A 20,235-nucleotide genomic window follows, 5' to 3' on the forward strand; every position below is an offset into this window, starting at 1 on the left:
GCGCCCCTAATTATATAAAGCTTTCTTCGATTCAATCCGCTTCATCATCCGGATCGAGGTGCCTCTCGCCGGCTCACTGGTCACTTCAAATTCATCCATAAAATTTTCCATGATGGTAAAGCCCATCCCTGAACGCTCCAGCTCGGGTTTGGAGGTATAGAGCGGCTGCTTCGCCAATTCCAGATCATCAATTCCCTCACCTTGATCCTCTACGACCAGTGTCACCCGGTCATGATCAATCTCGGCCCGAATCGTTACCAGCCCGCTGGGATCATTGTTATATCCGTGAATAATCGAATTCGTAACGGCTTCCGATACCACCGTCTTCAGATCACTCAATTCCTCCATGGTCGGGTCCAGCTGAGAGATGAACGCTGCCACCGCAACCCTTGCGAATGCTTCATTCTCGGACTTGGCCGCAAACTGCAGATGCATGAAGTTTTTCGACTGCTCCTCCATTAAGAAACCACCTCCAGTCCCGATAATGCCATGCCCTCATTCTCATAGATCGGCATGATCTTGAACAAACCGGACATCTCCAGCAGACGATAGATGGACGGATTGACATCACATACTGCCATTTTGCCGCCTTTTTGCTTGATGAGCTTGTACCGGCCAAGGATAACGCCCAGTCCGGAACTATCCATGAATTGCAGACCATTCAGGCTCAGCACAACATGTTCGCATTGTCTGCGCTGAATCGCCTCATCCATTTGAAGCCGAACAAGATCGGCGGTATGATGATCCAATTCCCCTGTTAACCGGACGATCAGGACGCCGCGGTGATGTTCCATTTCCACTTGCAAATTCATGCCTGCTCACTCTCCTCCCTGTCTTGCCCATGGATTTCTACAAATTAAAAAGGGATTCCTGCCCTGCGACAAAACTAGAAGAAAACCCCTAAGAATCTACAGATCCCGCTGATGCCCACTAAAACGTCAAGAGAACAGATTAGACGTCGTACGCTTGAACAACTTCCACCAACCGGCCTTCTCGATTTGAATCGGGGATTTCACTTCAAATTCTTTCACCTTGGTGTTCCCTTGATAGATAACCAGCTTGCCGATCACATCACCGGCCTTGACTGGAGCCTTGATTTCGGCTGGAATCTGCAGCTCTTTGCGGAATTCATCAGCCTTGCCGCCTTTTTTCATCAGTACACTGTACGGCTGGTCCGCTGTTAGTACTAATTCCGGCATGGTCCCTTTCTCCACTTTCACCTTGCCAAGATAATCCCCCGGCTTATAAATCGATTTCATCATGTACTGCGAGAACGCATAGTCAAACATAGCGGAGACTTCACTGTTCCGCGTTTTCGTGTTCGGTTCCCCCAGCACAACCGCAATGGTCCGCAGACCCTCCCGCTTGGCAGTTGCAGACAGACAGAACTTGGCCTCAGAGGTATAGCCGGTCTTCAGACCATCCGCTCCCGGATAAAAACGTACCAGCTTGTTCGTATTCACCAGCCAGAAGGGTTTCTCTGAATCCTTTCGCAGATAATCCTGATAGGCTCCTGTGTACTTGGTAATCTGCGGATATCGAAGCAGCTCCCGGCTCATCAGGGCAATATCATAGGCAGAAGTATAATGATTATTGACCGGCAGACCGTTCGGATTGGAAAAATGAGTATCCTTCATTCCCAGCTCGGCCGCTTTCTCATTCATCAACTGTACGAAGCCCTGTTCATTGCCGCCCAGCTTCTCTGCCATCGCTACCGATGCATCGTTGCCTGAAGCCATCGCAATCCCTTTCAGCATATCATCCACCGTCATTTCTTCACCAGGCTCCAGAAAAATCTGAGATCCGCCCATGGAGGCTGCATATTCGCTGGTACGTACCTTATCGGTCAGCTTCAGCTTGCCGTCATGCAGAGCTTCCATCGTCAGCAGCATCGTCATAATTTTGGTAATACTGGCCGGAGGCAGCTTATCATGGCTGTTCTTTTCATAGATCACAGTCCCGGTATCTGCATCGAGCAGTACAGCCGAACGTGCATTCGGAGCCAGCTCTGCAGCAGAAGGCGGGGTCCCATTTTTAGGGGTTTCCTCCGCAAAAGCGGACAAGGGTATAACAGCAGCCAATACTGCAGCGGCGAGACTCGCAGCCCACAATTTTTTAATCAAAGTAGGTTCCCTCCTTGGACACATATGCAGATGGGAGCAACATTTCCCATTTACTGCTATCCATTGTCGTCAGGAATGAGAGGATTTATTCCAGTTATCTCCTAGGAAAGGCGGATTATGCGCAAAAAAAGAGTACAAAGAATGTGGGTTCTTTGTACTCAATTGGATAAAAATCAGTAACGTGTCACACCTTCACGGGTAACTAATGCATAAATCAATGGCTGTGCAGGAACGGCTTGCGGTGTGATACTGTACGCTTCCAGCACCTTTTTCTCCGCCTCGCCCAACCGGGTTGGGTCCACCTCATTAACATGGAGAACAGCCAGCAAATCACCCGACTCCACCGCTTCGCCAACCTTCTTGCGCAGCTCAATACCAACAGCCAGATCAATGACCGACTCTTTGGTTTCACGGCCAGCTCCCAGCAGCATAGCCGCAACCCCGATGTTTTCGGCCTGAATGGACTCTACATAACCGGCCTGAACCGTACGGACCTCTACGGTGCGGGCTGCGGACGGCAGCAAATCTGGGTTCATAATCTGCTCAGGGTTCCCATTCTGCGCCGCTACCATATCTTTCAGCTTCTCTAAAGCAGCTCCGCTGGAAATCAGTTTCTCAAGGATCTCGCGGGCTTCCTGCTCATCTCCAGCTTTACCTCCTAAGACCAGCATGTGAGAAGCCAGAATTAGGCTGACTTCCTCCAGATCTTTAGGTCCCTGACCGCGCAAAGTGTCGATAGCTTCCTTAATTTCAAGCGAATTGCCAATGTTATAACCAAGCGGCTGATCCATGTCACTAATGACAGCAACGGTATGGCGTCCCACATGACTTCCGATATCGACCATCGCTTTAGCCAGTTCAATGGAGTCATCCAGGGTTTTCATAAATGCCCCGCTTCCCGTCTTCACGTCCAATACAATGGCGTCCGCGCCGGCAGCAATTTTCTTGCTCATGACCGAACTCGCGATTAAAGGAATCGATTCGACTGTAGCTGTCACATCCCGCAGTCCGTACAGCTTCTTATCTGCAGGTGTAATGTTGCCGCTTTGACCAATGACAGCTGCACCTACTTCATTTACCTGACGAAAAAATTGTTTTCGCGACAACTCGACGGTAAAGCCAGAAATAGCCTCCAGCTTATCAATGGTGCCGCCAGTATGTCCAAGACCCCGTCCTGACATTTTGGCTACAGGAACACCGGCAGCCGCTACGAGCGGGGCCAGTACAATGGTCGTTTTGTCACCCACCCCGCCTGTGGAATGCTTATCGACTTTAATTCCCGCGATCGGGCTGAGGTCCACCACATCTCCTGATTCCGCCATTTCCAGTGTGAGATCACCAGTCTCCCTGGCACTCATCCCTTGAAAATACACGGCCATCGCCCAGGCAGACAGCTGGTAATCTGGAATTTCTCCACGAGTGTAGCCCTGAACGAGAAAGGAGATTTCCTCTCTCGTCAGCTCTTTGCCATCTCGCTTTTTTTGAATGATGTCCACTGCTCTCATACGTTCACACCTTTTCTGTAATATTCCCGGTTAGCTCTTACGATGAAAGATGAAATCACAAATATGCCCAGGATTTAGACCTCGCGAACAAAAGCACGCACAAGCGAGATGAACTTCGGTTTGGTCCGATTAGCCACCTTCACGACCTGTTCGTGGGTCAGCGGCTCCAGCTCGTCTGCGACGGCCATATCCGTTACGCAGGATATACCGAGGACTCGCTGGCCCGCGTGGCTGGCCGCGATGACCTCGGCAACGGTAGACATACCCACAACATCACTGCCTAGAAGGGTCAGCATCTTGTATTCTGCTCCCGTACTGTAGGTCGGGCCCGTTGTTCCCGCGTATACGCCCTGCTGGAGCAGCAGCGGCGAACCGTCTTCCCCTTGTATATCCGCTGCAAGCCGAAGCGCAAGCTCACGGTACTCCCGGTCATAAGCACTGGACATGTCCGGGAATCGGACACCTATGGACGCATCATTGGGTCCGATTAACGGGCTGTCTCCTGTGAAATTCAAATGATCCGTAATCAGCATCAAGTCACCGGCATGGAATGCCGGATTCAGACCACCGCAGGCGTTCGTAATCACTAAGGAGTGAACACCAAGGCTGGACATCACATAGACGGGCAGGACAATTTGATGCATACTGTAGCCCTCGTAGTAGTGAAAACGCCCCTGCATAATCATAACGTCCTTGCCTTCCAGCTTACCGATAACAAAACGTCCCGCGTGTCCCTCCACCGTTGATTGCGGGAAATGAGGAATTTCGTGGTATGGAATGTAGACGGCATTTTCAATCTGATCCCCGAGATCTCCCAGACCTGAACCCAGAATTAAGCCGATAACCGGCTTGTAACTGCCCAGACGGCTTCGAACGTAATCGGCTGCCTCTTGAATATGCTCACTATATAAAGATAATTCCTGATTGGCTGTATTCATCCGTTATCTTCCTCCTGTATTCCGGCAGCATTTTACATTTGCGGAATGATTGCGAGCACAAGGCTCAAGAATTGCTCCCGTACGCGTTCGGCCGTTTCCATCACTTCGTCATGAGAAAGCGGCTGGTCCAGAATACCGGCGGCCATATTCGTAATGCAGGAAATACCAAGAACTTCGATACCAGCATGACGGGCAACAATGACTTCAGATACTGTGGACATGCCGACAGCATCCGAACCCAGTGTACGCAGCATGCGGATTTCGGCCGGCGTTTCGTATGTAGGTCCCAGCAGGCCGGCATAAACACCTTCCTGTACTTTGAAGCCCTGGGAGGCTGCAGTTTCCTTGGCAATGCCGCGCAGGCGGCGGCTGTAAGCTTCAGACATATCCGGGAAACGGACGCCCAGATTATTATCGTTAGGTCCGATTAGCGGGTTCTTGCCGGTCAAGTTAAGGTGATCGGAAAGAACCATCAGATCTCCAGGCTGGTAGGATGTATTAACACCGCCTGCTGCGTTGGTAACCAGCAGACTCTGTACGCCGAGTTCCTTCATGACACGAACAGGAAACGCCGTTACTTCAGGTCCATATCCTTCATACATATGGAAACGGCCTTTCATCATTACTACCGGGCGTCCTTTAATTGTGCCCAGGAGAAGTTCGCCTTCATGTCCTTCCACAGTCGACACCGGGAAATGAGGAATGTCATCGTATGGGATTCTGACGGCATCTTCGATCAGTTCCGCCAGAATGCCGAGACCCGAACCCAAAATCAGCCCGATCTCCGGCTTGATGGCGCTTTCACCCTGAATATAAGATGCTGCTTCCTGAATGATGCCCTGATTAATAATGGTCAATGTATTCACTCCTATATAAGACCTGCTGCACCTTCGATGTCCAAATCGGAGACTGTACAGCAGGCATAATAATTTTGTGTTGATATAACGTTATACAGCATTTTTGCAGTTACCGCTGGACTGTAAAATGGATTCTGGCCCTGTTATTTAAGCAGATTCAGGAAGCTCTGACCATTGCGGATACCCTGCACACCAAAGTTATCCGCAATCGTTGCTCCCAGATCGGAATACGTCTCGCGGATACCGATGCTGTCCGGCTGCTTCAGCGAAGGGCTGTAAATCAGAACCGGCACGTACTCACGGGTGTGATCTGTTCCGGGATGTACCGGATCGTTGCCGTGGTCGGCCGAAATAATCAGCAGATCATCTTGTCCAATCCGCTCCATCAGCTGCGGCACAGCCTGGTCAAAAACTTCAAGGGCATGTGCGTAGCCTTCAGGGTCACGGCGATGTCCGTACAAGCTGTCGAAGTCAACGAGATTCGTGAACAGCAGACCTTCGAAGTCTTCTCCCAGCTGATCAATCGTCACTTCAATCCCATGCTCATTGCTCTTCGTCGGGTAGGATGCTGATACTCCCTCGCCGCTGAAGATATCGTTAATTTTGCCGACAGCAATAACATCCTTGCCTGCATTGGCCAGCAGATTCAGCACCGTTGGCTCCGGCGGGGTAATCGCGTAATCATGCCGGTTCGGTGTACGCTTGAAACTTCCGGGTTCCCCGATATATGGACGGGCGATCACTCGTCCCACTGAATGCTCAGGCGCAAGTGTCAGCCGGCGGGCAATCTCACAGGCACGGTACAGCTCATCCAGCGGAATGATATCCTCGTGCGCAGCAATCTGGAATACACTGTCGGCAGACGTATAAACGATCCATGCCCCTGTTTTCATCTGCTCTTCGCCATATTCGTCCAGTACTTCCGTGCCTGAGGCCGGTTTGTTGCACAGGACTTTACGTCCGGTCTCCTGCTCAAACTGATAGATCAGATCAGCGGGGAACCCGTCCGGATACGTGTTGAATGGCGTATTGATTTTAAGTCCCATCAGTTCCCAGTGACCTGTCATCGTATCCTTACCAACGGAAACCTCGTTCATTTTGCCGAAATATCCGAGAGGCTGATCCACAGGGGTCAAAGGCGGGATGTCAGCAATGTTACCCAGTCCCAGCTTTTGCATGTTAGGCAGCTTTACACCTGGGACACGTTCTAGGATATGCCCCAGGGTGTGGGACCCTTCATCGCCGAATTTCACAGCATCCGGCAGCTCACCAATACCTACACTATCCAATACAATAAAGCAAATCCGTTTAAATGATGGTTCCTGCGACATGTCGCTCACTCCTCGACTTCGATTAATACTGATTGATGCCCTGTTATTCGTGACTATTGGGAGCATACATACCTGCTCTCGGATGATACCTGTCGTAAACCTCTTTCATGCTGGGCCGGGGAACATGCCTGTACAGCAGGGGCTCTCCATGGTCGGAGTTGCCGAGCAGCTCCTGTACTGAGCGTATGTCCGCTCCGCGATCCAGCATATGCACCGCAAAGGTGTGCCTGAGGGTATGGGGCGTAATCTCCTTATTGATCCCTGCATCTGCCGCATATTTCTTAAGCAGCTTCCAGAAACCCTGACGGCTCATTCGTTTGCCATTCATATTCAAGAAAAGCGCTGGGTCCGTTTGAACCTCCTGGCGCTGTACCAGCTTGGGTCTGGCTTCCTGCTCGTACTGCTGTATCCAATAAACGGCTGCGCCTCCAATCGGAACGATCCTTTCCTTTCCATCAGCTGCACGGCAGTGTACATATTTCAGATCTAGACGAACATTCTCATCATTAAGAGAGACCAGCTCTGTCACCCGAATACCGGACGCATACAGCAGTTCCAGCATAGCTCGGTCACGGCTGCCCTGGACTGTTGAAAGGTCAGGCGCCTTGAGGAGCTGCTCCATCTCTTCAGTCGTCAGAACGACAGGAAGCTTCTTATCCTGTCTGGGCATGTCCAGCAGCAGCGCAGGATTATGAGATAGAACACCATCCCGGACCAGAAAATGAAAAAAGGAACGAAGGGTCACTACGCTCCGTGTAATCGTGGCAGGTGCCTTGCCGTCCTGCTTCAGCCTGCTGATGAACATGACAAGCAGAGCCCGGCTCACCTTGTCCGGCTCAACAAGATCCTGCTGCTCCAGAAATTCCATGAACGGACCTAGGTCGCGCTGATAGGAGGATACGGTGCTGGCCGACAGGTTTTTCTCCTCTTCCAAATAACGAATAAAGGGCGCTACAAACTGCCTCATCGGTTGCTGATAGCTCCTCTTTTGCTTAATTTAATCCGATACCTAATACAAATTCTGCAATCCTTCTGCAAAATCCTGCAATAGGTCTCATTCCCCATACCAATAAAAAAAGCGAAGACGTTCAGCAAGACGCGGCTTATGACCCTCCGCCGCACCATCTTCGCCAAACACCTTGATCGCACTGCCCTCTGGAATCCGGTAATGATCCACCGGCGTTACCCATTGGGCAAACCATTTAAAACAAAAAAATGCAATATACAGCATCATCATGAAAACAATGAACGCTCTCACCCATCTCATCACCTTGCGTACCTGTATAATCATAAGGTTTCCGTCCTTCCTTATAACCGATCGAAGATCTCAAAACTATCCTTCCCTTGCAGGATGGCAGTTATGTTGAGTTTATGACGGAAACTCCTGTTTTAGACACGCTATGGGCTGCTCACTATACACGATTGTACAGCATATCACATACGATACAGTAACCGATTGAAGAAGAAATGAACCCGACCCTAAGGAGGATACCTGCTTGAACAAGCCGGAACAACTTTTATGCAGACTGTCCAGACCTTGCCCAACTCGTCACCGTCAACGCTGGATTCTTTGTCTGAGGCATGCCCGCGCATATCAGCGGTGTCTGCATCATCTTCACAAGAATGGGATTCGACCGCTCAAACAAATTAAACATGCCCACAGTATTGCTTTTTACGGAGATGGGCGTCGCACCAAGGATTTCGTTCTGCTGCGTTCCCATCCCGAGGTAATTCAGCTGGAAAAAGACTTGAAAATCCGTGCACACGCGGTCACTACTGATCTTACCCCAGCCCACTCGGCGTCTCCACTCATTTATCCCCCGGCCTGGTCCTCGCTCCGTATAAGTCCTGCAGCTGAGAATTCCAGCCTGCCGTGGGGTTTAAATGCCATTCAAGCACAGAAGGCCTGGCCGGTCACAAAAGGCAGCGGTATTCGCATCGGTATTATCGATACCGGGATTGGCCCACACCCCCAGCTCAAAGTATCCGGCGGCATCAACACAATCACACCCGGTGGGCCTATCCTGGATGATAATGGTCATGGAACCCATGTGGCTGGAATCGCAGCAGCCACTCTGGGCAGACGCATGTCCGGGACGGCCCCAAGAGCAAGACTGTATGCTGTGAAAGCGCTTGACCAAAACGGTGTAGGCTACATCTCCGACATCATTGAAGGCGTGGAATGGTGCATCAACAACCGCATTCAAATCATTAATATGAGTCTGGGCACCAGAGGGAACAGCCGTCTGCTGCAGCGAAGCTTGCAGCGGGCGTATGCCAAAGGCATTGTTCTGGTAGCTTCTGCTGGCAACAGCGGAACTGCTCTTCAGGGCATTGATTACCCGGCACGCTATCCTCAGGTTATGGCCATCGCTGCAAGTGATATCAGGAGCCGGATCGCTGATTTCAGCAGCAGGGGGGCCGGTATTGACCTTACTGCACCAGGGGTGAACATTTATTCCACCCTTCCCCACGGCCGTTACGGATACGAGTCAGGGACCTCGATGTCCTCTCCCTTCGTATCCGGCACAGCGGCTCTCCTGCTGGCCCAGAAACGCAGCCGTACCCCTGCTGCTGTACGTCGTCTGCTCACAAGTACCACCCGTAAGCTGAAAGGCTACAGTCAAATTGCACAAGGCAAAGGGCTTATACAGGCTGACAGAGCCGTCATGAAAAACGCCCGCTAGTTCTTATCAGCAAACGGTATCATGATTCAAAGACATCAAAAAAGCTCTCACACATTGTCGTCGCCGGTGAGAGCTTACAAATGTTATCTATTCAGGAACCAACCTTACTCGGTGTCTGATTCACGGTTCTTCTGTTCCTCTTCGCTCTTACTCTTGCAGCGATAACAGATTCCGTGGAAATCCAGCCGATGGTCCACAACGGTAAAATTGAATTCACGTTCAAGTCTTTCCTCAAGCGGTCCCAGCCAATCCTCTCGAATCTCATCCATACTGCCGCATTGCACACAGATCAAATGGTGATGATGATGCTTGGAGGTATCTCCCCGCAGATCATATCTGGATACACCATCGCCAAAATTAATCTTCTCCACCACATGCAGCTCACTCAGCAGCTCGAGGGTACGGTATACGGTTGCCAGACCGATTTCGGGAGCTTTCTCTTTGACAAGCATGAATACATCTTCCGCACTCAGATGATCTTCTTCATTCTCAAGTAAAACTCTGACGGTGGCTTCCCGTTGAGGCGTCAATTTATAGCCATGGGATTGCAATTGTTGTTTAATTTTCTCGATCCGCGCTTCCATTTTCTCCCTCCCCCATTGAAAATCACTGCATGAATGCATCATTTTGCCCACTTCTTTCATTATAGGGGGAGGTTACAAATAAAGTCAAACATTTTGCTAAAAGGTCAAACTAGCCTGTTGAAGCGACCAGCATCGGGGCAACCCATTTCATCATTACAGGTGTTACCCATACCTCAAAGGATGATATTCCGAGCAAAATGGCTACCATTACCGCAGTCAATGCCGTATAGGATAACAGCGGCCGGGCCAGTCCGCCCTGCCGCTGGGTAAGCACTCTAGAGCGGATCATCTGCAGGGAAAAGCTGACCGCAGCCACACTGCAGACGAACAGCGCCGGAATAACAATCAGGTTATGAGGAGCCACCGCCACCAGCGAGAATAATAGCCCTTTCCACGCATACTGACCGACAAGGTAACCTACAGTGAATCCAATTAAAACGCCTTTCAGAAAATCAAGAATCAGGATACCCGGCAGCCCGATGACAGATAAGCCGAGCACCCAGATGATGCCTGCCCATTTTAAGTGCAGCGTGGCAATATCCCAGTAGCTCCCCGGTCCGGGCTCTCCTCCAGCTTCCTGAGTCTGGCTGACTGTTCGAAAAAAATTGCCGAGGTACCGGGCTAGGTCCTGCTGCTGCTCCAGGGACAAGGCGTTCACCATCAGAGCTCCGAATACGACGCCGACAAGGAATAACACGGCTACGAATACATACAGCTGGGATTGATCTTTTAACGTATGACGAAGCAGCTGCACAGGTATGCATCCCCTTTCTCTCTTCCTATCTACTCTATGAGGATATGAGCGAAAAAAAGAGGATATGCCAGCCATCCCTTCTACTTCATAACTTTACCGTAGATTCCACCGCCGCCGGATGACAAAAGAAGCGTTCCTTCTCTTGCTGAGACGATATAACGGGCCAACTGCTGTCCAACCACCTGCTCAAGCTCAGATTCGCCGGATCTGTGCAGAATATTCATCTCGGTACCGAATGCAGTCAGGAGCTTCTCCATGGAAGCTTTACCGAGACCAGGGATAAACTCCAGGGGCACCTGATAACGATATGGCGGACGATAAGCCGGCAGCAACGGCTCAGACCGGTCAGCAATATGCAGGATGCGATCCAATACTCCCTGTACCAGCTTGTGGCTCCCGCACTGCGGACAAGTTTTGACCGATAAATGCTCCTCATCCATAACCGCTCCACAGGCAGAGCAGAAGGTACGATGATATTTGCCGAGCCGCGGATTCAGTCCATAGTTGGCCGCAACTCTTCTGCCCTCCTGCCTGCGCAGCACTTTGACAAACTCTTCAAAGCTGCCGGCCGCCATCTGCAGTTCGTTATATTCCCTGCCGATCTTGCCAAGTGAATGTGCGTCCGAATTTGTCAAAAATGTATACGGATCAAGCTCGCTGATCAGACCGGCCATACCGGAATCTGCACTAAGTCCCAGCTCAACGCCGTCGATCATATTCAAGTCCAGCATGTCTGCCATCCGGGGAGCTGAGCTGCCATATATCCCTTTATGCGGGGTAAAGACATGGGCCGGAATCAGTATGCCGCCGCGCGCGTATACCTCAGCCTGCAGTTCCCTTGGCTGGATATGAACCCGCTGGGAGCTGAGCTCGACGTTCTTCATATACTGACTGATCCACAGCGTGAAATCGGTAATTGAAGGCATATCGGGAAAATAGGCCAGGACATGCGCTTCGCGCATGCCCTCCTGCCTCACTTCCAGCTCCGTACCCAGCATAATGACAGTATTCCGGTATCCAATGCCTCCGCCAGCGACCTCTGTCATCTCTCCGCTAAGCAAAGCTTGGCGGATATCAGCCTGAACGGCTGGTGAATGGCAATCGATGATGCCGATCAGTCCGATTCCTTTCCGTTCCGAAGCCTCATGGGCAATATTGGCAAACGTCAGATTACGGCTGCCGCTGATCTTGATGGCCCTTCCACTCTCGCTGCGCCCGATATGAATATGCATATCAGCATAAACAGTCTGAAGTTCTGGATTCATGACAAGTTCCTCCATTACTTCGGCCACTGCCCTGTCGCCTGATACAGGTGCCAGGCGTATACAGCCATGACTGTTTTGGCATCTGCAATCCGTCCGTCCCGGATCATGGCGTAAGCCTCATCCAGTGTCACTTCCTGCATTTCCAGAAACTCATCCTCGTCCAGCTTCATTTCACCCGCTGTCAGCTCTTCCGCCACATATAGATGAATCAGCTCGTCCGCAAAACCGGGAGATGTATAAAACGACTGCAGATGCTGCAGGGATACTGCTGTATACCCTGTCTCTTCCTGCAGTTCACGCCCTGCCGCCTCCATCGGGTCTTCTCCCGGTTCCAGTTTGCCTGCGGGTATTTCAACCTCACAGCGTCCCATCGCCTGCCTGTATTGGTCAACCACCAGCAGCTTTCCTGCATGCAGCGCAATTACGGCAACCGCGCCCGGATGCTTGATAATTTCGCGTTTGCTGGTAGAGCCGTTGGGCAGGCGGACGGTATCCACCTGGAGATTTAAGACTTTACCCTGAAAGATCGGTTCCGTCGACAGCGTCTGCTCATCCAGATCCGGGTTGGAATAAGGATTAGGTTTGTTCATGAATTTGTCCTCCTCAATGGGAAATAGATAGGTTTCTCTAAATGATATTCGGGAATCCTGCATAGACAGGGAAAAGAATACATATCGTGTATCAAGCCTTGAATTTCTTCCGAAAAAGGAGTGCTCTCCATGAAAGTATACCGCAGTGCAAACACCTTCCGTCTTGTCGGACAAGCCTGGCAGGTTCAATGGATGCTGAAACAGCTGATGAAGGAAAAGGGCGGCAGCCATTCTGTTCATGAGCTGCTGCTGAACGACAGCTTGCCGCAGAAATAAGCAGGTACAGCTTGGTAAAAGGGCCCGATCCCGGCGTGCCGGACTTCGGACCCTTTTCATTATTTGCTGCTCTTCGCAGCCTCTCCGATAATGGCAAGCACGACCTGTGTTACTTTTACCAGATCTTCCGCTTTAATACGCTCCTGTGTCGTATGAATATTCTCATAGCCGACAGCAAGATTGACAGTCGGTACACCCAGCCCGTTAAAAATGTTGGCATCACTGCCTCCGCCGGACTGGAATATGCGTGTCGGAAATGAAATGCCTTCTATGGCACGATTGGCCAGCTGAACGACGTCATCCTGTTCATTAAAGCTGAAGCCGGGATACATCAGCTCACTGCGAAACTCTGCCTGTGCACCCGCACTGCGCGCCGTTGTTTCCAACGCTTCACGCATCTGCTGAATCTGATGCTCTACCTTTTCCTGAACCAGACTTCTGGCCTCAGCGTGGAGTTCGACATAATCGCATACCACGTTCGTGGCGCTGCCGCCTTCAAATTTACCGATGTTCGCTGTCGTTTCCTTGTCGATTCGTCCCAGCTTCATAGCGGAAATGGATCTGGAAGCCACCTGAATCGCGCTGATCCCATCCTCCGGATTTACACCTGCATGGGCGGATTTGCCGAAAATTTTCATGTTGATCTTGGCCAGTGCCGGCGCAGCGACACAGATTGAGCCCACCTCGCCGTTGCAATCAAGCGCATAACCAAAATCTGCATCCAGTAGGGAAGGGTCCAACGATCTTGCTCCAGCAAGACTCGATTCCTCTCCAACGGTAATCACGAATTGAATTTGTCCGTGTGGAAGCTGCTGTTCCTGAATGATGCGAATGGATTCCAGCAGCGCGGCAAGCCCGGCCTTATCATCAGATCCGAGAATGGTAGTTCCATCACTCGTGATCCAGCCGTCCTCCTGAAGAATTGGCTTAATTCCTTTACCAGGCGTTACAGTATCCATATGGCTGGTAAACAAAAGTTTTGGCGCTGCTGTAATGCCTTCTGCTGCCGGCCATGTCACAATCAGGTTGCCTGCTCCGTGCCCGCTGCGCGCTTTGGAATCATCCTCTACGACATCAAGCCCAAGCCCCTTGAATTTATCGGTTAACACTTGTGCGATCATTTCTTCATGTTTAGTTTCACTGTCCACCTGGACAAGCTCCATAAACAGATTAACAATCCGTTCTTGTGAGATCACAGAAATCCCCTCTCTTTCATTCAAATCTTCCATACGATACAATAGTCTACATATTAGTTTAAACCCATATTAAAGGAGTCACACATGCAGCACAAAAAATGGTTTCGTATCTTCGTATATGTCATGCTGATTGCAATTGTCGGTTCCACGCTCTTCGCCGTGCTTGAACCGCTTCTTCTCCGTTAATTCAACCTGTGTATCAGCACGAAAGCCCGGACTGTCTACGAAGACAACCGGGCTTTCTCTCTGTGTATAATCAGGAAGAATGGCGTAACGGCATGGTCCACTCGGCTTCATAAGGAAAGACTTCAGTGAAGAACGGAAGCAGCTGCTCCGCTACACGTTCGACCGTAAAAGCACGCCCTGTAATATCCTCCAGCGACGTCACTCCATATTCCTGTATGCCGCATGGAACAATCCCTTCAAACCCTTGATGCTGTATACCCGATGTAATGTTAAAAGCAAATCCGTGACTTGTGATAAACCCCTTACGCTTCCGGCACCGGTTAAACTTGACGCCAATAGCGCAAATTTTCTCACTCCCGACCCACACGCCGGTATACTCCGGTTTGCGTCCGGCAGTAATTCCTAATGAAGCTAGGTAATTGATGATTACCTGCTCCAGGCTGCGCAGATACCCGTGCAGATCCAGGCCATCGTCGCGGCCGAGAAAAAGAATCGGGTAACCCACGAGCTGACCAGGTCCATGGTATGTAATGTCACCCCCGCGGTCAATCTGGAAGACGGAGATCCCCTGCTCTTCCAGCTGTTCCGGACTAAGGAGCAGATGCTCCGGATGCCGCTGTGAGCCGATGGTGTAGGTTGGCGGATGCTGCAGCAGCAGCAGTGATTCCGCCTGCTCTCCTGCATCCAATCGGCGTACCCATTCCTTCTGCCGGTTCCAGGCTTCACCGTAATCCTGCATCGGCGTGTACGTAACCTCCAATGGTCGTCTGTCCACGGCCAGTCACTTCCTCTCCACATGGTTGCCGGACCTTTGGGCAGGCTGCAGGCCCGGCTGGTTTATGGCTTAGGCTAGAGCAATCACTTTAGTTATACATTCACATCCATCTTTTAGTACAGCTTGGTATCCAGTGAATATCCTTCCAGGTTCTCCTTCACACGCTGCAGGAATCGTCCGCAGATGACCCCGTCCAGAATCCGGTGGTCCAGTGAAAGACAGATATTGGCCATCGACCGGATCGCAATCATATCATTAATGACCACAGGCTTCTTGACGATCGACTCAAATGTAAGAATTGCTGCCTGCGGATAGTTGATGATTGGATAAGACAGGATCGAGCCGAAGGAACCGGTGTTGTTCACCGTAAATGTGCCGCCCTGCATGTCATCCAGCTTCAGCTTGCCCTCACGTGTCTTACGGGCCAGATCATCAATCTCCTTGGCAAGGCCTGCGATATTTTTCTGATCTGCCTTCTGGATTACCGGCGTCAGCACGGAATCCTCCGTTCCTACAGCCAGCGAGATATTGATATCTCGCTTGACGATAATTTTATCCACGGCCCAGACCGAGTTCATGATCGGATAGTCTTTCAGCGCGCTGACTACAGCCTTCATCATAAACGCAAGATAGGTCAAATTGACTCCTTCGTTACGTTTGAATTCATCTTTCAGCTTGTTGCGCAGCATGACGAGATTCGTCATATCCACCTCAATCATGGTCCAGGCATGAGGAATTTCGGATACACTTTGGCGCATGTTACGGGCAATCGCATTACGCATCGGTGTCACATCGATAAAATATTCGGAACGGCCTCCGGCATTCTGCTCCACATCAATGGTAGGAATACGAGGCGTCTCCGTCAGATGAATTCCTGAATGCCGCACCGGATCTACCACGGATGCAGCTCCTCCCTGTGCTGCTTGATGAGCACTAGGACCGGTAAATAATCCGGCAGACGGTGCAGAAGATGCAGCCGCTGCTGGTGTATGATGGATGTTCTGCGTTTCAGCAGCAGGCTTTGCTGTCTGGGCCGCTGCTCCGCCGTTACGGATGTAAGAGAGCACATCCTTGCGCGTGATCCGGCCGCCCATCCCGCTGCCTTGAATCTGATTCAGATCAAGGCCATGCTCGTTCGCCAGACTCTGTACAGCCGGTGAATACCGGCCGCGCATAGCCTGGTCGCCCTGGGCATGCTGCAGCGAACTTACTGCCGGAGCAGGGGAAGGTTCGTTTGTCACACTTGTGCCTACATGCTGCGCAGCAGCTTCAGTTCCAATCCGGCAGATCACCTCGCCGACCGCTACGGTCTGCCCCTCAGCTGCAACCAGCTCACCCATAACCCCGTCAATTGTCGACGGAATCTCAGCGTTTACTTTGTCCGTGATAACTTCACAGATCGGTTCGAATTGCTCAACGGTCTCACCCGGCTGCTTGAGCCATTTGGCAATCGTGGCAGATACCAGGGATTCTGCCAGCTGAGGCATCGTGACGTCGTTCCATTGCTTATTGTTGTCTGGCATGTACATTCAACTCCTCAGCGATCAATAAAGCGCCAGCTGGCGCATCGCTTCTTTGACTTTATCCTTGCTAAGCATAAAAAATTTCTCCATTGGCGGGCTGATCGGCATCGCTGGTACATCCGGACCGCACAGACGTGCAATCGGCGCATCCAGCTCGAAGAGACACTCCTCATTAATAATAGCCGACACTTCTGCTCCTACGCCGCCCGTCTTGTTATCCTCATGAACGATCAGTACCTTGCCTGTCAGGCGGGCTGCTTCCACAATCGCCTCCCGGTCCAGCGGCTGCAGCGTTCTCAGGTCGACCACGTGCGCGGTGATTCCTTCTTCACGCTCCAGCTCTTCAGCTGCTTCCATCACAAAGTGCAGCGGCTGGCTGTAGCCGATAACGGTAATATCCTCACCTTCACGCAACATGTTGGCTTTGCCAAGTGGTACAACATAATCATCCTCGGGAACCTCACCCTTGATCAGCTTGTAACACTTTTTGTTCTCAAAGAACAAAACAGGGTCCGGATCGCGGACAGCTGCCTTAAGCAAACCTTTGGCATCATAGGCTGTGAAAGGTGCAACGATTTTCAATCCAGGTGTCCCGAAGAAGATAGATTCCGGACACTGGGAATGATACAGGCCGCCAAATATACCGCCGCCAATCGGCGCACGGATTACAACCGGACAGCTCCAATCATTATTGGAACGATAACGGATTTTGGCCGCTTCGCTGATAATTTGATTCGTTGCCGGCAGCATGAAATCCGAATACTGCATTTCCGCAATCGGCTTCATACCATACATCGCAGCACCAATTGCTACGCCGGCAATCGCGGATTCCGCCAGCGGCGTATCCATGACACGCTGTTCACCGAATTGGTCCATCAGGCCTTTTGTGGTTGTAAATACACCACCCTTTACGCCGACGTCCTCACCGAGTACGAATACCGTATCGTCATTCTCCATTTCTTCCTTCATAGCCAGACGAATGGCATCGATATATTCCATATACGCCATAATTAACGAACCTCCCCTTGACTGCTGTCCGCGTACACATGCAGCAGCGTATCCTCAGGCTGAGGGAACGGCGCCTTATCCGCATATTCGATCGCTTCTTTGAGTTCGAGTACAATCTGTGCAGCCAGATCAGCATCACGTGCCTCGTCCCAGATCCCGCAATCAATCAGGTAATTTTTCATACGCACAACGCCGTCTTTCTTCCAGTTCTCATCAATCTCTTCCTTCGTCCGATAGGCCAGGTCGTTATCCGAGGTCGAGTGTGGAGACAGTCGGTACAGCATGGATTCGATCAGGGTCGGCCCTTCACCGCGTACGGCGCGCTCCCGGGCTTCCTTCACGGCAGCATACACTTCAAGTGCATCATTGCCGTCGACACGGATGCCGGGGAAGCCATAGCCTAATGCCCGGTCACTGATCCGGCCGCTGATCTGCTTATGTACAGGGACCGAAATCGCATATTGATTATTCTGGCAAAGAATGATGACAGGCAGCTTGTGCACACCGGCAAAGTTACAACCTTCATGGAAATCTCCCTGGTTGCTCGAGCCTTCGCCAAAGGTTACGTAAGAAACGAAGTCCTTCTTCTGCATCTTGGCAGCCAAGGCTACACCTACAGCATGAGGAACCTGCGTGGTAACCGGACTGGACCCCGTTACAATGCGCAGACGTTTGCTGCCGAAGTGACCCGGCATCTGCCGTCCGCCGCTGTTCGGGTCCTCTGCTTTTGCAAATGCAGACAGCATCAGCTCTCTTGCAGTCATCCCGACTGCCAATACAAAACCATAATCCCGATAATACGGCAGGAAATAATCCTTCTCACGATCGAGGGCAAACGCCGCTGCTACCTGTGTTGCCTCATGGCCGACACCGGATACGTGAAAGTTAATTTTACCCGCGCGCTGCAGCAGCAAATTACGCTCATCAAATTTGCGTGCGAGCAGCATATATCTGTACATGTCAATGACCTGTCCATCACTGAGTCCCAGCTGCTCATGGCGGCGCTGTGTTTCTGCAGTACCTTGTTTGCTCATTGAGGTACCTCCTTGTTATAGAGCCTGGCGGTCTTACTACAGGTCTACTCTTAAAACCTGGTACTAAGACTTGGCTTAGACCTATTATAATCCCTTTGCATTGAAAAAGAAATGCTCTAACTTATGCTGAGGAGCTACATTCCTATAGCTTGTCCGTCAACAGCCAGCATCGCTTCGCCCAGAATCTCCGAAAGCGTTGGATGCGGATGAACAAGCTGACCAACCTCCCAAGGTGTCGCATCTAGCAGCTGGGCCAGTGCCGCTTCACTAATCAGATCGGTAACATGGGTTCCGATCATATGGACTCCGAGGATATCATTGGTTTCACTGTCAGCCACCACTTTGACAAATCCGTCCCGGCTTCCGTATACGAGAGATTTGCCTATGGCTGAGAATGGGAACTTGCCTGTCTTTACCTTGATTCCTTGTTCACGGGCTTCCTGCTCCGTGTAACCGACACTTGCTGCTTCAGGACGTGTATAGATACAGCGCGGAATCAGGTGCGGCTGTGTGGTGTGGTTCTCCTGTCCTGCGATATGCTGTACAGCTGCAATACCTTCATGACTGGCAGCATGTGCCAGCTGCAGCCCTCCAATGCAATCCCCGATTGCATAGATGTGCGGCTCACCGGTCTGCAGGTGTTCGTTGACTTTGATGAACCCGCGCTCCAGCTTGATATCTGTATTGCCGATTCCGATATCTTCTACATTCGCGACCCTGCCGACAGACACCAGCATCTGTGAAGCCTGAATTTCAAGAACCTGCTCCCCTTTAGCTGCCTTGATCGTAATCCGTCCGTCAGCGGCCTGGTAAGTTTCAGTCTGAATCCGGCAGCCAGTGAGGATGTCAATTCCGCGCTTCGTCATCAGCTTCTCCATCTCGCGCGCGATATCAGCATCTTCTGTAGGCAGAATGCGATCTGCCGCTTCAACCACAGTCACTTTAACGCCAAAATCATGCAGCATCGACGCCCATTCCATCCCGATGACCCCGCCGCCAATGATCAGCATGGATTCAGGCAGCTCTTCCAGCTGCAGCGCTTCATCACTACTGAGAATATATCGACCATCCGGCTCCAGACCCGGGAGCACTCGCGGACGTGAGCCTGTAGCAATAATCAGGTTGGTCGGTACGATGGTCTCCACTTCTCCATCCTCCAGCTCTACTGCTACAGCTCCACTCTTCGGAGAAAAAATAGAAGGTCCGATTATACGGCCGCTGCCTTGAATAACCGTAATTTTATTTTTGCGCATCAGGTACTGTACACCTTGATACAGCTGGTCTACGACCGCATTCTTACGCTCCTGTACCTTGCCGAAGCGGAGGGTGACTCCTGTCGTCTCAATCCCGTACGATTCACTCTCATTGATCTCGGAATATACTTCAGCACTGCGGAGCAGCGATTTGCTTGGAATACATCCCCTGTGCAGACAGGTTCCTCCCAGCTTGTCCCTCTCAATGATGACGACTTCCTTGCCCAACTGGGCAGCACGGATCGCAGCGACATAACCGCCCGTTCCCCCGCCTAATATTGCTACATCACACGTAATTGCCATGATTATCCTCCAGAACTGTTCTGTATATTGATGCGAACATATGATAA

22 protein-coding genes are annotated in these 20,235 nt (G+C 51.2%); 3 read left to right on the forward strand and 19 right to left on the reverse strand.

Going from position 1 to position 20,235, the window contains the following annotated elements:
- Positions 1 to 6: 6 nt before the first annotated feature.
- The 9 genes from spoIIAB to Q5741_RS01735 form a co-directional block, all read right to left on the reverse strand.
- Positions 7 to 459, reverse strand: coding sequence for an anti-sigma F factor (spoIIAB, locus tag Q5741_RS01695; protein WP_305022309.1), 453 nt, complete (start codon positions 457 to 459; stop codon positions 7 to 9).
- Positions 459 to 812: an anti-sigma F factor antagonist gene (gene spoIIAA, locus Q5741_RS01700; protein ID WP_305022310.1), complete on the reverse strand. Its 354-nt coding sequence runs from the start codon at positions 810 to 812 to the stop codon at positions 459 to 461. The genes spoIIAB and spoIIAA overlap by 1 nt, the downstream gene beginning before the upstream one ends.
- A 126-nt stretch (positions 813 to 938) precedes the next feature.
- Complete coding sequence (locus tag Q5741_RS01705; RefSeq protein WP_407074301.1) at positions 939 to 2,147, reverse strand: D-alanyl-D-alanine carboxypeptidase family protein; 1,209 nt, start codon at positions 2,145 to 2,147, stop codon at positions 939 to 941.
- Positions 2,148 to 2,296: 149 nt separating this feature from the next.
- Positions 2,297 to 3,628, reverse strand: coding sequence for a pyrimidine-nucleoside phosphorylase (locus Q5741_RS01710; protein ID WP_305022311.1), 1,332 nt, complete (start codon positions 3,626 to 3,628; stop codon positions 2,297 to 2,299).
- Between the two features lie 74 nt (positions 3,629 to 3,702).
- The gene (locus Q5741_RS01715) at positions 3,703 to 4,566 is read right to left on the reverse strand and encodes a purine-nucleoside phosphorylase (RefSeq protein WP_305022312.1); all 864 of its coding nucleotides are present in this window, start codon (positions 4,564 to 4,566) and stop codon (positions 3,703 to 3,705) included.
- A gap of 32 nt (positions 4,567 to 4,598) precedes the next feature.
- Positions 4,599 to 5,423 carry a purine-nucleoside phosphorylase gene (locus Q5741_RS01720; RefSeq protein ID WP_305022313.1) on the reverse strand — a complete coding sequence of 275 codons (825 nt, stop codon included), beginning with the start codon at positions 5,421 to 5,423 and terminating at the stop codon, positions 4,599 to 4,601.
- A 143-nt stretch (positions 5,424 to 5,566) separates the two neighbouring features.
- Entirely contained in the window at positions 5,567 to 6,754 is a 1,188-nt protein-coding gene (gene deoB / locus Q5741_RS01725; protein WP_305022314.1) for a phosphopentomutase, read from the reverse strand.
- A 43-nt stretch (positions 6,755 to 6,797) separates the two neighbouring features.
- Positions 6,798 to 7,721, reverse strand: a complete 924-nt coding sequence (gene xerD, locus Q5741_RS01730; RefSeq protein WP_305022315.1) for a site-specific tyrosine recombinase XerD — start codon at positions 7,719 to 7,721, stop codon at positions 6,798 to 6,800.
- An 87-nt stretch (positions 7,722 to 7,808) separates the two neighbouring features.
- The gene (locus Q5741_RS01735) at positions 7,809 to 8,045 is read right to left on the reverse strand and encodes a DUF4227 family protein (protein WP_305022316.1); all 237 of its coding nucleotides are present in this window, start codon (positions 8,043 to 8,045) and stop codon (positions 7,809 to 7,811) included.
- A gap of 205 nt (positions 8,046 to 8,250) precedes the next feature.
- Here Q5741_RS01735 and Q5741_RS01740 point away from each other — a divergent pair, with 205 nt between their 5' ends.
- Positions 8,251 to 9,441: a S8 family peptidase gene (locus tag Q5741_RS01740; protein WP_305022317.1), complete on the forward strand. Its 1,191-nt coding sequence runs from the start codon at positions 8,251 to 8,253 to the stop codon at positions 9,439 to 9,441.
- Between the two features lie 104 nt (positions 9,442 to 9,545).
- Here Q5741_RS01740 and fur read toward each other — a convergent pair whose 3' ends face one another.
- From fur to Q5741_RS01760, 4 genes are all read right to left on the reverse strand, one after another.
- Positions 9,546 to 10,025, reverse strand: a complete 480-nt coding sequence (gene fur / locus Q5741_RS01745; protein WP_305022318.1) for a ferric iron uptake transcriptional regulator — start codon at positions 10,023 to 10,025, stop codon at positions 9,546 to 9,548.
- Positions 10,026 to 10,134: 109 nt separating this feature from the next.
- Positions 10,135 to 10,779, reverse strand: coding sequence for a stage II sporulation protein M (gene spoIIM, locus Q5741_RS01750; RefSeq protein ID WP_305022319.1), 645 nt, complete (start codon positions 10,777 to 10,779; stop codon positions 10,135 to 10,137).
- Positions 10,780 to 10,859: 80 nt separating this feature from the next.
- Positions 10,860 to 12,044 carry an endonuclease Q family protein gene (locus tag Q5741_RS01755; protein ID WP_305022320.1) on the reverse strand — a complete coding sequence of 395 codons (1,185 nt, stop codon included), beginning with the start codon at positions 12,042 to 12,044 and terminating at the stop codon, positions 10,860 to 10,862.
- A 14-nt stretch (positions 12,045 to 12,058) separates the two neighbouring features.
- Complete coding sequence (locus Q5741_RS01760) at positions 12,059 to 12,634, reverse strand: NUDIX domain-containing protein (protein ID WP_305022321.1); 576 nt, start codon at positions 12,632 to 12,634, stop codon at positions 12,059 to 12,061.
- Positions 12,635 to 12,763: 129 nt separating this feature from the next.
- On the opposite strand from Q5741_RS01760, the gene mciZ reads away from it, so the two are divergent.
- Positions 12,764 to 12,910 carry a Z-ring formation inhibitor MciZ gene (gene mciZ, locus Q5741_RS01765; RefSeq protein ID WP_305022322.1) on the forward strand — a complete coding sequence of 49 codons (147 nt, stop codon included), beginning with the start codon at positions 12,764 to 12,766 and terminating at the stop codon, positions 12,908 to 12,910.
- Between the two features lie 59 nt (positions 12,911 to 12,969).
- Here mciZ and Q5741_RS01770 read toward each other — a convergent pair whose 3' ends face one another.
- Positions 12,970 to 14,106, reverse strand: a complete 1,137-nt coding sequence (locus Q5741_RS01770; protein ID WP_305022323.1) for a tripeptidase T — start codon at positions 14,104 to 14,106, stop codon at positions 12,970 to 12,972.
- A gap of 84 nt (positions 14,107 to 14,190) precedes the next feature.
- Between Q5741_RS01770 and prli42 the strand changes: the two genes are divergently transcribed.
- Complete coding sequence (gene prli42, locus Q5741_RS01775; protein WP_305022324.1) at positions 14,191 to 14,292, forward strand: stressosome-associated protein Prli42; 102 nt, start codon at positions 14,191 to 14,193, stop codon at positions 14,290 to 14,292.
- Positions 14,293 to 14,362: 70 nt separating this feature from the next.
- Here prli42 and lipB read toward each other — a convergent pair whose 3' ends face one another.
- The 5 genes from lipB to lpdA form a co-directional block, all read right to left on the reverse strand.
- Positions 14,363 to 15,067 (reverse strand): lipoyl(octanoyl) transferase LipB, encoded by a 705-nt coding sequence (gene lipB, locus Q5741_RS01780; RefSeq protein WP_305022325.1) that lies wholly within the window; start codon positions 15,065 to 15,067, stop codon positions 14,363 to 14,365.
- A 113-nt stretch (positions 15,068 to 15,180) separates the two neighbouring features.
- Positions 15,181 to 16,590 carry a dihydrolipoamide acetyltransferase family protein gene (locus Q5741_RS01785; protein WP_305022326.1) on the reverse strand — a complete coding sequence of 470 codons (1,410 nt, stop codon included), beginning with the start codon at positions 16,588 to 16,590 and terminating at the stop codon, positions 15,181 to 15,183.
- Positions 16,591 to 16,611: 21 nt separating this feature from the next.
- Positions 16,612 to 17,598, reverse strand: a complete 987-nt coding sequence (locus Q5741_RS01790) for an alpha-ketoacid dehydrogenase subunit beta (protein WP_305022327.1) — start codon at positions 17,596 to 17,598, stop codon at positions 16,612 to 16,614.
- Between the two features lie 2 nt (positions 17,599 to 17,600).
- Positions 17,601 to 18,632 carry a thiamine pyrophosphate-dependent dehydrogenase E1 component subunit alpha gene (locus Q5741_RS01795; RefSeq protein WP_305022328.1) on the reverse strand — a complete coding sequence of 344 codons (1,032 nt, stop codon included), beginning with the start codon at positions 18,630 to 18,632 and terminating at the stop codon, positions 17,601 to 17,603.
- 134 nt (positions 18,633 to 18,766) lie between these two features.
- The gene (gene lpdA / locus Q5741_RS01800) at positions 18,767 to 20,188 is read right to left on the reverse strand and encodes a dihydrolipoyl dehydrogenase (protein ID WP_305022329.1); all 1,422 of its coding nucleotides are present in this window, start codon (positions 20,186 to 20,188) and stop codon (positions 18,767 to 18,769) included.
- Between the last annotated feature and the right edge of the window lie 47 nt (positions 20,189 to 20,235).

Source organism: Paenibacillus lacisoli (assembly GCF_030580655.1).
GTDB lineage: Bacteria > Bacillota > Bacilli > Paenibacillales > Paenibacillaceae > Paenibacillus > Paenibacillus lacisoli.

Bases quoted from the DNA above. Each gene is read 5' to 3' on its own strand.
- spoIIAA (WP_305022310.1), bottom strand. From the start codon at position 812: ATGAATTTGCAAGTGGAAATGGAACATCACCGCGGCGTCCTGATCGTC.
- Q5741_RS01710 (WP_305022311.1), bottom strand. From the start codon at position 3,628: ATGAGAGCAGTGGACATCATTCAAAAAAAGCGAGATGGCAAAGAGCTG.
- Q5741_RS01715 (WP_305022312.1), bottom strand. From the start codon at position 4,566: ATGAATACAGCCAATCAGGAATTATCTTTATATAGTGAGCATATTCAA.
- deoB (WP_305022314.1), bottom strand. From the start codon at position 6,754: ATGTCGCAGGAACCATCATTTAAACGGATTTGCTTTATTGTATTGGAT.
- lpdA (WP_305022329.1), bottom strand. From the start codon at position 20,188: ATGGCAATTACGTGTGATGTAGCAATATTAGGCGGGGGAACGGGCGGT.
- xerD (WP_305022315.1), bottom strand. From the start codon at position 7,721: ATGAGGCAGTTTGTAGCGCCCTTTATTCGTTATTTGGAAGAGGAGAAA.
- spoIIAB (WP_305022309.1), bottom strand. From the start codon at position 459: ATGGAGGAGCAGTCGAAAAACTTCATGCATCTGCAGTTTGCGGCCAAG.
- Q5741_RS01790 (WP_305022327.1), bottom strand. From the start codon at position 17,598: ATGGCGTATATGGAATATATCGATGCCATTCGTCTGGCTATGAAGGAA.
- mciZ (WP_305022322.1), top strand. From the start codon at position 12,764: ATGAAAGTATACCGCAGTGCAAACACCTTCCGTCTTGTCGGACAAGCC.
- Q5741_RS01735 (WP_305022316.1), bottom strand. From the start codon at position 8,045: ATGATTATACAGGTACGCAAGGTGATGAGATGGGTGAGAGCGTTCATT.
- Q5741_RS01785 (WP_305022326.1), bottom strand. From the start codon at position 16,590: ATGCCAGACAACAATAAGCAATGGAACGACGTCACGATGCCTCAGCTG.
- fur (WP_305022318.1), bottom strand. From the start codon at position 10,025: ATGGAAGCGCGGATCGAGAAAATTAAACAACAATTGCAATCCCATGGC.
- Q5741_RS01705 (WP_407074301.1), bottom strand. From the start codon at position 2,147: ATGTGTCCAAGGAGGGAACCTACTTTGATTAAAAAATTGTGGGCTGCG.
- prli42 (WP_305022324.1), top strand. From the start codon at position 14,191: ATGCAGCACAAAAAATGGTTTCGTATCTTCGTATATGTCATGCTGATT.
- Q5741_RS01795 (WP_305022328.1), bottom strand. From the start codon at position 18,632: ATGAGCAAACAAGGTACTGCAGAAACACAGCGCCGCCATGAGCAGCTG.
- Q5741_RS01755 (WP_305022320.1), bottom strand. From the start codon at position 12,044: ATGAATCCAGAACTTCAGACTGTTTATGCTGATATGCATATTCATATC.
- Q5741_RS01760 (WP_305022321.1), bottom strand. From the start codon at position 12,634: ATGAACAAACCTAATCCTTATTCCAACCCGGATCTGGATGAGCAGACG.